Origin of the sequence: Chitinophaga rupis (assembly GCF_900109685.1) — a bacterium.
Classification (GTDB): domain Bacteria; phylum Bacteroidota; class Bacteroidia; order Chitinophagales; family Chitinophagaceae; genus Chitinophaga; species Chitinophaga rupis.
Window position 1 is genome coordinate 460,116 of the sequence record NZ_FOBB01000001.1, and the last position, 12,691, is coordinate 472,806.

Below are 12,691 nucleotides of genomic sequence, written 5' to 3' on the forward strand. Positions count from 1 at the left end.
AAGAACTTTTTGAGGACTTTAGCTTATGTCAAAAAAGAAGAATGCAACGGTTCCTGCTGTACCGGTAGCTGCGGATGATAATATTGCAGTGTTTGGCGCCCGGGAACACAACCTGAAGAACCTGGACCTGCAGTTGCCCAAGAATAAGCTGGTGGTGATCACCGGCATCAGTGGCAGCGGCAAATCATCACTGGCTTTTGATACCATTTACGCGGAAGGTCAGCGCCGTTATATGGAAAGCTTTTCCGCCTACGCCCGCCAGTTTATTGGCGATATGGAAAGGCCGGATGTAGATAAGATCACCGGCCTTTCGCCGGTTATTTCCATAGAGCAGAAAACCACCAACAAAAATCCCCGCTCTACCGTAGGCACTATCACAGAGATCTATGATTTCCTGCGCCTGCTGTATGCCCGTATAGGTGTAGCCTATTCCTATAACACCGGCAAGCGCATGACGCGTTTTTCGGAAGAGGAAATACTGGCCCACCTGTTTAAGCACTACGCTAAAAAGAAGCTGGTGATACTGGCTCCCATGGTACGCGGCCGTAAAGGCCATTACCGCGAGCTGTTTGAGCAGGTGCGCAAGCAGGGTTACCTGAAAGTGCGGGTAGATGGTGAGATCCAGGACCTGAAAGAGCGCATGCAGGTAGACCGCTATAAGATACACGATATTGAGCTGGTAATAGACCGCATACAGGTACAGGAAGATGCCCGCACCCGCATTAGCCAGAGCGTGCAAAAAGCCCTGCAAATGGGCAAAGGGCTGCTGTTTGTAATGGACAACGACACCGAAAAGGTAAGCCAGTACAGTAAGCAGCTGATGTGTGAGGATACCGGCCTTTCCTACGAAGAGCCTTCTCCCAACACATTCTCCTTTAACTCCCCCTACGGCGCCTGTCCCCGCTGTAAAGGCCTGGGCACCATTTACCAGATAAATATGGATGAGGTGATCCCGGACTACAGCGTATCAATTAACGATGGCGGCCTGGCGCCCCTGGGCGAAGCGCGGGATACCTTTACCTTTAAACAGGTACAGCAGCTTTCCCGCAAATACAAATTCTCCCTCACTGCACCCATCAGCGATATTCCGCAAAAAGCCATGAACGTGCTGCTGTTCGGCGATGAGAATGGCAAGCTGGAAGTGGATATGGACTTTGGCTCCAACGGCAGCGGGGAATACGCTACCGAATATGAAGGCGTAGTGAACATGGTACGCCGCTATTTCAATGATACCTCCTCTGACTACGTGCGTAACTGGGCAGAAGGTTTTATGCAGCTGAGCACCTGCCCGGAATGTAACGGCGCACGCCTGAAAAAAGAAAGCCTGCATTTTAAGGTAGATGAAAAGAATATTTCCGAACTGGGGGAAATGGACCTGGATAAGCTGCAGGACTGGTTCCGGAATATTGAAAAACGGCTGGACAGCAAACAAAATGTTATTGCCAAAGATATTCTTAAAGAAATAAGGGAAAGGCTGCAGTTCCTGCTGAACGTAGGTTTAAGCTACCTGACCCTGAACCGCCCCACCCGTACATTAAGCGGCGGGGAATCGCAGCGCATCCGCCTGGCCACCCAGATAGGGTCGCAGCTGATGGGCATCACCTATATCCTGGATGAACCCAGCATAGGCCTGCATCAGCGGGATAATATGCAGCTGATAGAAGCCCTGCAGCACCTGCGGGAAATGGGCAATACGGTGATCGTGGTGGAGCACGATAAAGATATTATGCTGCATGCCGATCACCTGGTGGATGTAGGCCCCGGCGCCGGCATTCACGGTGGGCAGATCATTGCCCAGGGCACCCCTCAGCAGGTAATAAAGCTGAATACGCCTACAGCCGGTTACCTGAATGGTAAACACGGCGTCACCATCCCGGGAGAAAGAAGGAAAGGCAACGGCAAGTTCCTGGAGCTGAAAGGCGCTACCGGTAATAACCTCAAGAATGTAAGTGTAAAGCTGCCCCTGGGCACTTTCATTTGCGTAACAGGCGTTTCCGGCAGCGGTAAATCCACGCTCATTAATGAAACACTGTACCCGATCCTCTCCAAACATGCATATGATTCCAAGCTGGTACCACTGGCTTATAAAAGTATAAAGGGGCTGGAAAATATTGATAAGGTGATTGAGATAGATCAATCGCCCATAGGCCGCACCCCGCGCAGCAACCCGGCTACCTACTGCGGTTTCTTCACCGATATCCGCCAGCTGTTCTCACAGGTGCCGGAAGCCAAGATCAGGGGATATAATGCCGGCCGTTTTTCCTTTAATGTTAAAAGCGGCCGTTGTGATGTGTGTGAAGGCGGCGGCATGCGCGTAATAGAAATGAACTTTTTGCCGGATGTATATGTGCATTGTGAAAAATGCAACGGGCGCCGCTACAACCGCGAAACCCTGGAAATACGTTACAAAGGCAAGTCCATTTCCGATGTGCTGGATATGACGGTGGATGAAGCCGTGGAATTTTTCCAGCCCGTGAATTACATTTACCGCAAGGTTAAAACCCTGCAGGATGTGGGACTGGGGTATATTACCCTGGGCCAGTCGGCCGTAACCCTTTCCGGTGGCGAGGCCCAGCGCGTAAAGCTGGCCACGGAGCTATCCAAGAAAGATACCGGTAAAACCATTTACATCCTGGACGAACCTACTACCGGCCTGCACTTCCAGGATATACAATTGCTCCTGAACGTGCTGAATAAGCTGGTAGACCGGGGCAATACCATCCTGGTAATTGAACATAACCTGGATGTGATCAAAATGGCAGACCACATCATTGACCTGGGGCCGGAAGGCGGCGGCGGTGGCGGTACTATTCTTTGCACCGGCACCCCGGAGGAAGTGAGTACCTGCAAGGATAGCCACACGGCGAAATTCCTGAAGAAAGAGCTGTATAATTAATAATGAAGAATGAATAATTAATAATAATGGGTACGGATATTACACGTAATATCGTGCTCTTAATTATTGATGGTTCATTCTTCATAATGAACAATAATTGTAACACGCAACATTTCCCTCTTGATTATTAATTATTCATTATTAATCATTAATTACTAACCGCTTATTTGTGAAGTACTTTATATTGTTATTCCTGTTAGCAGCGGTGGCCTGTGATGATGAGACCAAGTTCTGTGACCAGGCGCTGAACACGGATCTGCACATGCGCTTTATACGCGACAGCGCCGGTTTTACACGGGATACTACCATGGCCCAGGTAACCCTGTATGCACTGAAAATGGATAGCATTTACCGCAAACAGGCGGTGTCGGATGTGTTCCTGTCCCTGTCGCCGGTGGCGGACAGCAGCCGTTTTTACCTGAAGGTAGATTCCATCTCCGACCCAGATACGATCACCTTCCGGTACAAAAGAGCGCCACACTTTGTTTCTCCGGGTTGCGGCTTTGCCACTTTTTTTAACCTGGATACGGTGATCAGCACTAATAATACCATCCAATCATTATTGATCAATCAAAAGGCTATAACTTCCACCACGAATGATACAGCGCATATTACTTTATATTTTGGTATTTAGCAGCAGCTGCATAGCGGCGCGTGCACAGGTGAAAAAACCTGCGCTTACGCCTATAGACAGCAGCGTACGGGCTGCAGATACTACTGCGCGTAAAAATGTTGCGGAGAAGAAAAAGCCTGTACCGGCCTTACCGGATAGTATATACGAAGTACCCGGCGGCATAAGGATTGGTATTGATATCAGCCGTTTTATCCTCAAAGTATTTCAACCTTACAGAACGGATGTTTCCTTTGCCGGTGATATGCGTATTAAAAAAGACCTGTACCTGGCCGCAGAACTGGGCTTTCATAGCACTTCACACAGTGATAGCAACTACACCTATAAAGGCAATGGCATTTTTACAACAGTAGGGGTGGATTGGAATTTCCTGCAAAAGATCAGCAATAAAGAACGGTACATGATCTATGGCGGTATCCGTTATGGATTTGCCCACCTGAATTATGAGGCGCCCAGCTATACTATTTACGATTCTTACTGGGGCGATAAGCTCCCCGGCAGCTTCCCTAAAACCAGCGTGAATGCACATTGGGTAGAGCTGATACTGGGGCTGAAAGCAGAGGTATTAAAGAACTTCTTTTTAGGATGGAGCATCCGGGAAAAGATCAAGGTGAGCGGCCCTAGCAAAGATCTTGCGTTTCCCCCCATTGTTATACCCGGTTTTGGCAGCGGTACCAAAGGATCACAGTTCGACTGGCAATACACCGTATCTTATTGTATACCGTTAGGGAATATCAAAGTACATGTACCCAGGAAGGCAGAACCGCCGAAACGACGATAAAGCATCAATTACTCTCTGATCATTTCAACATGCGGTATCCCATCCTCCAGGTACATATCACTACTCTGGCGGAAGCCTAAGGAGCTATAGAAATTTAGTAAATATTGCTGCGCGCCTATCTTAATAGGTTGTTTGCCAAAACGCGCTTCCAGTAAAGCAATAGACTTTTCCATCAATGCCCTTCCTGCACCGGTGCCCCTAACTTCCTTTGCGGTGATCACCCTTCCGATAGAAGCCATTTCATATTTAATGCCGGGGCCAAACAGGCGGGTATAGGCTACCAGTTTGTGATCGTCATTATAACCCATTACATGCACTGCCTGCTGGTCAGCATAATCCATATCCTGGTAAGGACAATTTTGTTCTACTACAAAGACCTCACTGCGCAGGTGCAGCAGCTCATATAATTCTGTTGTGGTTAATGATTCAAATGTTTTTTCTATCCAGATCATATTGATATTAGTTCTTAATGGATTTACCTGTTGCAGCATACTTGTTGCCGGCGCACACACCGCCTCCCCGCTCACCGCCATGGACCATCGACCGTCGACCATGGACCCTCAACTTTTTCCAAAACTAGCCCAAACCTTTCATAAATTTACGCCCTTTATAAGTGTGTAACCGTCAACAAATTGATCATGAGTGAAAAAGGCAGGGCTTTCCTGACACTGGAACATATTACCGTACGTTACCTGGATAAAACATTATTCACCCACCTGAACTGGGAAGTGCTGGAGGGCCAGCAGTGGGCCATTACAGGTAACAGCGGCTCCGGCAAAACGGCTTTGTTAAATACGATTGCAGGCCGCTTTAACGTGATCAACGGCGGTATCCATTACCACTTTTATGACCAGTACCGGCAGCAGCACACGATCACGGATCCTTATTTTACCTATCGCAACCTGCTGGCACAGGTAGCCCATCATCATAATTTCCGCAACCGCAGCAATACGTCTGATTTTTATTACCAGCAACGCTTCAACAGCATGGATGCGGGCGATGCCCCTACCGTGCGCCAATACCTGTATGGGGAAGCCGCTACCCCGCGGGAAGAGCCCCTGCTGGCGCCCCTGCGCATCAATACCCTGCTGGATAAGGAGCTTATTAAACTCTCCAACGGGGAAACCCGCCGCGTAATGATTGCCAAAGGCCTGCTGCAAAAACCTGTGCTGCTGATGCTGGATAACCCTTTTACAGGCCTGGATGTACAAACCCGCCGGCATTTTATGGATATGGTGAACCAGATCATTGCCAGCGGCATTCATGTGCTGCTGGTTACCAACCCGACAGAAATACCGGATAATATTACCCATGTGCTTACGCTGGATAACGGTATTATAACAGGCAGGTATACACGCCAGGAATTTCAGCAGCTGCCCGTTGCCACCACCGTTGCGGCAAATGATGGCCCGGTTATTAACGGAGAAAAGCTGCAGGCGCTGGTACAACCTGCTCCCCGCGCATTTAATACCATTGTACATATGGAAAATGTGCACGTGCAGTACGGCGATAATACAATACTGGACAACATTAACTGGACGGTAAAGCCCAATGAGAAATGGGCCTTGCTGGGTCCTAACGGCGCAGGCAAATCTACCCTGCTTAGCCTTATCAATGCTGATAATCCGCAGGCTTACGCGAATGAGCTGTACCTGTTTGACCGTAAGCGTGGCAGCGGGGAAAGCATCTGGGATATAAAACGTAAGATCGGGTTTGTATCACCGGAGCTGCACCAGTATTTTCCTGCAGGTAATAACTGCCTGCAGGTAGTATGTTCCGGTTTCTTTGATATTATTGGTCCTACGCGTAAACCATCCCCGGAGCAAACCACCCATGCACAGGGCTGGATGGAAATACTGGGCATTGAACAATATAGTACGCAATCCTTTAAACAGGTGCCTGAAAGCATACAAAGGCTGGCCCTGCTGGCCCGCGCACTGGTAAAAGACCCGCCCCTGCTTATTTTTGATGAGCCCTGCCAGGGGCTGGACAGCCGGCAAAAACAGCATTTTAAGCAGGTAATAGATACGCTGTGCGCGGTAATGGAGCTTACCCTGATCTTTGTAACGCATTACCCCGAAGAAATACCTGCTTCTGTAACAAAGGTATTACAGCTGGAAAAAGGAAAGGTAGTGGCTTCCTGAGCTTTTTCGTATATGCCGTGCTGTTATAAACACTAATATTTTTCTGGTATTTTTTTGAGAAATGTAAACATTTTATGAAACCGTGGGGCAGTAAATTAACGTATGTAAAAGAAGCCACGTGAGTTTATAATTACATTGTTAACCAAAAAATTATCCGCCATGAGCCCACAGTCCAATCTGTTATTGAATCCATTACAGCACATTCACCAGCTGCTCACAGAGTTACCCCTGGCCGTTAAAACCCGTATTTGTACAGAGTGTAACTGGAGCCTGCCTACTTATTACCGCAAAGTAAAAGGCGCGCATATCAGCAATGCAGAAAAAGAAAAGATCACCTTCATCCTCTTTGATCAATTGCAACAAACCTGGCAGCGTTGCAAAAATGGCCATAATCCGCCGCCAGCACCAGCTGCATCACTATCATAAAAAGCCGGATCTGATTATACATTTTACATTATCTTTATGCGTACCTAAACCCAGTAGAGAGAATGTATCCCAAAACAAAGCACGCGGCTGTTACCGCTCTTACCACCTTCCTGGTGGCGTTGTTATTGTTACCGGCATGTAAGCAAGCCAAAAAAGTCATGAATCCCGCATTGGCCCGGTATATTGAGGCCTATACTGCAGGTGTAATATCCAAGCAGAGTACTATTCGTGTACAATTGGCCGGCAATGTAAACGTAACGCATACACAGAATGAGCCCCTGGAAGGTGGTATTTTCAAATTCAGCCCGGATATTGAAGGGAAAGCCTATTGGGTAGATGCTACTACCGTTGAATTCAGGCCGGATGAAAACCTGCAGCCCGGTAAAACATATAATGCCACTTTCCGCCTGTCAAAAGTGCTGAAAGTGCCGGATGATCTTTCATCATTCGATTTTGAGTTCCGCGTCATTAAACCTTCCTTTTCACTGGAAGATAATGGACTGAAAGCATCCGATAATTCCACGTTCGAGAAAATGACCTTTTCCGGCGTGGTACATACCGCTGATGTAGAAGATCCGCAGCAGATAGAAAAGCTGGTGAGCAATCACTATAACGGGCAAACGTTGCCCATTACCTGGCAGCATAACCCGGCAGAAAAAACATCGCGCTTTACCATTGCTAACATCGGCAGGGGAAATACAGAACGCCGGCTGGAGCTGACCTGGAATGGTAAACCACTATCAGTAGATATTGATGGCAAAAAAAGTATCCCGGTGCCTGCTGTAGGCGTGTTCAAAGTGCTGGATATACGTGCTGTGTCTGAACCGGAGCAGCACCTGCTGGTGCAGTTCTCTAACCCCATCAGCGTAGCGCAAAACCTGGATGGCTTGATCGGCATCAGCGGGCAGGCCGACCTGCGTTATTCTATAGAAGGCAGTGAGGTAAAGGTATTTGCACCTGCGCGCCTGGAAGGTAATTATACCATTGCCGTAAATGAAGGCATCCAGGACATTACGGATAAACGCCTGGGCACCACCATGACCGGCAATGTGAACTTTGAGAACACCTTACCGGCAGTAAGCATACCCGGTAACGGGGTTATACTGCCCCAGAGCAGCAAGCTGGCCCTGCCTTTTGAAGCCGTGAACCTGAATGCCGTAGATGTAACCATCATTAAAATTTATGAACAGAACATACCGCAGTACCTGCAAACCAATAGCCTGAACGGCGACCAGGAGCTGCGCCGTGTGGGCAAGCCCGTAGTAGAAAAAACCATCCGCCTGGATCTGGATAAATCCCTGAACCTGCACAAACGCAACCGCTTTTTCCTGGACCTGGAAAAACTGCTGCGTACAGAGCCCGGGGCCATTTACCGCGTAACGCTGGGCTTCCGCAAAGCCTATGCGCTGCAAACCTGCAAGAGCGAAGAAGGTGACGGCGACCATGCCGGCAGTGAGGAAGAAGACGAAGAAGAACAACGTTATTACGGCGATGCCATAGACGAAGACGATTCCTTCTGGCAGCGGTATGATAGTTATTATCCCTACGGGTATAACTGGGAAGAAAGAGGATCGCCCTGCTCCAACTCTTACTACGCCAAAGACAAATGGGCATCGCGCAACATCATTGCCTCCAACATTGGCTTAACGGCCAAACGGGGTAATGATAACAGTATGGTAGTAGCAGTAACGGATATACGTGATACCAAATCACTGATGGGCGTAGAGCTGGAACTGCTGGATTACCAGCAGCAGGTGATTTATAAAACCAAGAGCGACGGCGATGGCATGGCCTTCTTTGACCTGAAACGCAAGCCCTGGCTGCTGATTGCCAAGAAAGGCGATGAACGCGGTTACCTGAAGCTGGATGATGGCAGCTCCCTGCCACTGAGCCGTTTTGATGTGAAGGGAGAAGAAGTACAGAACGGTATTAAAGGTTTCCTGTACGGAGAGCGTGGCGTATGGCGCCCCGGCGATTCCCTGTTCCTTACATTCATTTTAGAGGATAAGGAGAAAAAGCTGCCGGAAGATCACCCGGTTACCTTAGAATTATACAATCCTAAAGGGCAGCTGTATAAACGTTTAACACAACACCAGTCACTGAACGGCTTTTATAATTTCACCACTGCCACTGCTGCAGAAGACCCTACCGGCAGCTGGAGCGCTAAAGTAAAAGTAGGCGGCGCAGTATTCCAGAAGAACCTGCGCATAGAAACCGTAAAGCCTAACCGCTTAAAAATAAAGCTGGATTTTGGCAAAGCAGCTTTGTCTAAAAAATCCGCTACCGCCGGTACCCTTTCTGCCGCCTGGCTGTTTGGCGCTACGGCCCAGCATTTAAAGGCTAAGGTAGATGTGTCGCTGAGCTCACAAACCACCCGCTTTCCCAAGTTTGCGGATTATGCGTTTGATGACCCGGTTACCCATTTTGAAACAGAAGATAAAACCCTTTTTGAAGGCCCCCTGGGCGATAATGGAGCCGCCAATGTAAGTGCTGACCTGCCATTAGGTAAGCTGGCGCCCGGCCAGCTGAAAGCCAATTTTGAAGTGAAGGTGTTTGAGCCGGGTGGCGATTTTAGTATTGATCACTTCTCCATGCCCTACAATCCCTTTGCTTCTTATGCGGGCCTGCGCATGCCGCAGGGCGACCGCTTAACAGGCATGCTGCTTACTGATAAACCGCACGCAGTAAGCCTGGTGAATGTAGATGAGCAGGGCAACCTGCTGCCTGGCGACCATGAAGTACAGGTAGAGCTGTACAAGATCCGCTGGCGCTGGTGGTGGGATGAAAGTGAGAATGAAGACCTTAGCAACTTTACACAGGACAGCTATAACCAGCTGCTGCAAAAAGAAACCGTTACCCTGCACAATGGTAAAGGCGACTGGAATCTGCAGATCAGCTACCCGGACTGGGGCCGTTACCTGGTAAGGGTAAAAGACCTGCAAAGCGGCCATACCAGCGGCCAAACAGTGTATATTGACTGGCCGGGATGGGCGGAGCGTATGCAAAAGGAAAATCCTGCAGAAGCAGCCATGCTGGTATTTACATCCGATAAAACACAGTATAATGTAGGCGATAATATCACGCTCACTATCCCTAGCAGCGAAGGCGGACGGGGCCTGGTAAGTATTGAATCCGGCAGCCGGGTATTGAAAACAGAATGGATCAGCACACAAAAAGGGCAAACCACTTTTAGCTTTAAGGCAGAGAAGAATATGGCCCCTAATATATACGTGAACGTTAGCCTGCTGCAGCCGCATGCGCAAACAGTGAACGATCTGCCCATCCGTATGTACGGCACCATTCCCATTGCGGTATCAGACCAGAACACGATACTGTCGCCACAGATAAAGCTGCCGGCCACACTACGGCCGGAGCAGGAAGCCAGCATTACCGTATCAGAGGCCAAAGGCAAAGCCATGACGTACACCATTGCCCTGGTAGATGAAGGCCTGCTGGACCTGACCCGTTTTAAAACACCGGACCCGCACAGCGCTTTCTATGCACGGGAAGCATTGGGCGTAAAAACCTGGGACCTGTTTGATTATGTGATCGGCGCCTGGGGCGCAGATATGGACCGTATTTTAAGCATAGGCGGTGATGAAGGCCTGGACCGCGGCGCCAGCAATGCCAAAGCCAACCGCTTTAAACCGGTAGTGAAATTTATGGGGCCATTTTACCTGAAAAAAGGCCAGTCGCAAACGCACAGCTTTAAGCTGCCGCCTTACATTGGCTCCGTAAAAGCCATGGTAGTAGCAGGACAGGATGGCGCATATGGTATGACTGAAAAAACGGCGGCAGTGAAAAAACCGCTCATGCTGTTAACCTCTTTACCGCGTGTGCTGGGTCCTACAGAAACCATTCAATTACCCGTTACCGTATTTGGGCTGGAAAATAATATCCGCAATGCCACGGTTACCCTCAGCACCAACAACCTGCTGGAAGTAGTGGGAGAAAATACCAAAACAGTAACCTTCTCCCAACCGGGCGAACAAATGGTGTACTTTGATGTACGTGTGAAAGCGCAGGTAGGCGTAGCCAAAGTGAAAGTAATTGCTAGCAGCGGCAGTGAGCGGGCAGAAGAAGCAACTGAGCTGCAGGTGCGCAACCCTAATCCGGTGATCACCAGCACGCTGGAAAACACCCTGGAAGCACACGGCGTATGGAATACTGCGTTTAGCCCTGTGGGTATGGCCGGCACTAACAGCGGTACGCTGGAAGTATCTACCATTCCGCCGCTGAACCTGGCCAAACGTCTCAATTACCTGATCCAGTATCCGCACGGCTGTATTGAGCAAACTACATCCAGCGTATTCCCGCAGCTGATGCTGAACCAGCTTACTGACCTGAAATCCAGCCAGCAGGCGGAAATAGATCATAACATTAAAGCGGGCATTAACCGCCTCAAAGGATTCCAGGCATCTGATGGCGGCTTTAGTTACTGGCCGGGTGAAGGTACCTCTGACGAGTGGGGCACTAACTATGCAGGCCACTTCCTGCTGGAAGCACAGGCCAAAGGCTATGCATTGCCTCCCGGCCTGCTGGACCAGTGGAAAAAATACCAGCGCAACAAAGCAGCCACCTGGGCGCCCAGCACCTATAACTTCTATGGTGGCGATCTGATACAATCATACCGGCTGTACCTGTTGGCACTGGCCAAAGTACCGGAACTGGGCGCCATGAACCGGCTGAAAGAGTTCAAATATTTATCCGTACCGGCTAAATGGCGGCTGGCAGCCACTTACCGCCTGAGCGGCCAACCGGAAGTAGCCAATGCCTTAATTAAGAACTTACCTACCGAGGTAAAACCATACCAGCAGCTGGGCGGCACTTTTGGTTCTGACCTGCGCGATAAAGCCATGATACTGGAAACCCTCACGGCCATGGGCCAGCGCGCCCGCGCCGGTGAGCTGGTAAAACAAATAGCCGCCCTGTTATCACAGGAAAGCTGGTACAGCACACAAACCACTGCATATACGTTGATAGCTATTGCCAAATACTGCGGCAGCAATGCCAGCGGTAGTAAAATGAACTTTACCTACCAGCTGAATAACGCCAAAGGCAGCGTAAACGGTAACTCTTATATTACACAGATACCGGTAACCTTTACCGGTGCAGCAGGTAATGTAAGCCTGCAGAACAACGGGCAGAATGTGCTTTATGCACGCCTTATTCTGCAGGGCCAGCCGGAAGCCGGGCAGGAACCGGTGGCAGCGCATAACCCGGATGTGCTGGATATGCAGGTGAAATACAGCACCCGTAGCGGCAAACCCATAGACCCCGCCACCTTATCACAGGGCACGGACTTTATGGCTACCGTTACCATCCGCAACCCCGGCAAACGCGGGTATTACGAGCAGATGGCGCTGAGCCAGATCTTCCCCTCCGGCTGGGAAATTCTGAATACCCGCCTGCTGGAAAGCGACAGCGCATTTTCGCAATCGCCCTTTACGTATATGGATATCCGTGACGACCGGGTATACACCTACTTTAACATTGAAGAAAACAAAACTTACACGTATAATGTGCTGCTGAATGCTGCGTATTTAGGCCGTTATTATTTACCGGCCACCTCCTGCGAAGCCATGTATGATAATACCATTCATGACTTTGCACCCGGGAAATGGATAGAGATCGTGAAGTAGCATTACGAATGGTCAATTACGAATTACGAATGGAGTAGTTCAAGTGGATGAGTAACACATGAAAACGCTTTCATTCGTAATTCGTAATTGATTATTCATAATTAATATTTGGCTCTTTTGATGTATAACAAGCCCATTCATAATATATTTTCAGGGCTGCCATGGCCCAAA

At 49.2% G+C, this 12,691-nt stretch carries 7 protein-coding genes; 6 read left to right on the plus strand and 1 reads right to left on the minus strand.

The window, feature by feature from the left end; all coding sequences use genetic code 11:
- Positions 1-25: 25 nt before the first annotated feature.
- The 3 genes from uvrA (at position 26) to BMZ54_RS01800 (ending at position 4,308) form a co-directional block, all read left to right on the plus strand.
- Positions 26-2,896 carry an excinuclease ABC subunit UvrA gene (gene uvrA / locus BMZ54_RS01790; protein WP_089906434.1) on the plus strand — a complete coding sequence of 957 codons (2,871 nt, stop codon included), beginning with the start codon at positions 26-28 and terminating at the stop codon, positions 2,894-2,896.
- Between the two features lie 169 nt (positions 2,897-3,065).
- Positions 3,066-3,530: a DUF6452 family protein gene (locus BMZ54_RS01795; protein ID WP_143080878.1), complete on the plus strand. Its 465-nt coding sequence runs from the start codon at positions 3,066-3,068 to the stop codon at positions 3,528-3,530.
- Complete coding sequence (locus BMZ54_RS01800; RefSeq protein ID WP_089906436.1) at positions 3,493-4,308, plus strand: DUF6048 family protein; 816 nt, start codon at positions 3,493-3,495, stop codon at positions 4,306-4,308. The genes BMZ54_RS01795 and BMZ54_RS01800 overlap by 38 nt, the downstream gene beginning before the upstream one ends.
- Before the next feature lie 8 nt (positions 4,309-4,316).
- Here the strand turns inward: BMZ54_RS01800 and BMZ54_RS01805 are convergent, their stop codons facing one another.
- Complete coding sequence (locus BMZ54_RS01805) at positions 4,317-4,862, minus strand: GNAT family N-acetyltransferase (protein ID WP_238386457.1); 546 nt, start codon at positions 4,860-4,862, stop codon at positions 4,317-4,319.
- Positions 4,863-4,946: 84 nt separating this feature from the next.
- Between BMZ54_RS01805 and BMZ54_RS01810 the strand changes: the two genes are divergently transcribed.
- The 3 genes from BMZ54_RS01810 to BMZ54_RS01820 all read left to right on the plus strand — a co-directional run bounded on the left by BMZ54_RS01810 (position 4,947) and on the right by BMZ54_RS01820 (position 12,520).
- Complete coding sequence (locus tag BMZ54_RS01810) at positions 4,947-6,452, plus strand: ATP-binding cassette domain-containing protein (protein ID WP_089906437.1); 1,506 nt, start codon at positions 4,947-4,949, stop codon at positions 6,450-6,452.
- Positions 6,453-6,611: 159 nt separating this feature from the next.
- Positions 6,612-6,878 (plus strand): hypothetical protein, encoded by a 267-nt coding sequence (locus tag BMZ54_RS01815; protein ID WP_143080879.1) that lies wholly within the window; start codon positions 6,612-6,614, stop codon positions 6,876-6,878.
- Positions 6,879-6,940: 62 nt separating this feature from the next.
- The gene (locus BMZ54_RS01820) at positions 6,941-12,520 is read left to right on the plus strand and encodes an alpha-2-macroglobulin family protein (RefSeq protein WP_089906439.1); all 5,580 of its coding nucleotides are present in this window, start codon (positions 6,941-6,943) and stop codon (positions 12,518-12,520) included.
- The last annotated feature ends 171 nt before the right edge of the window (positions 12,521-12,691 follow it).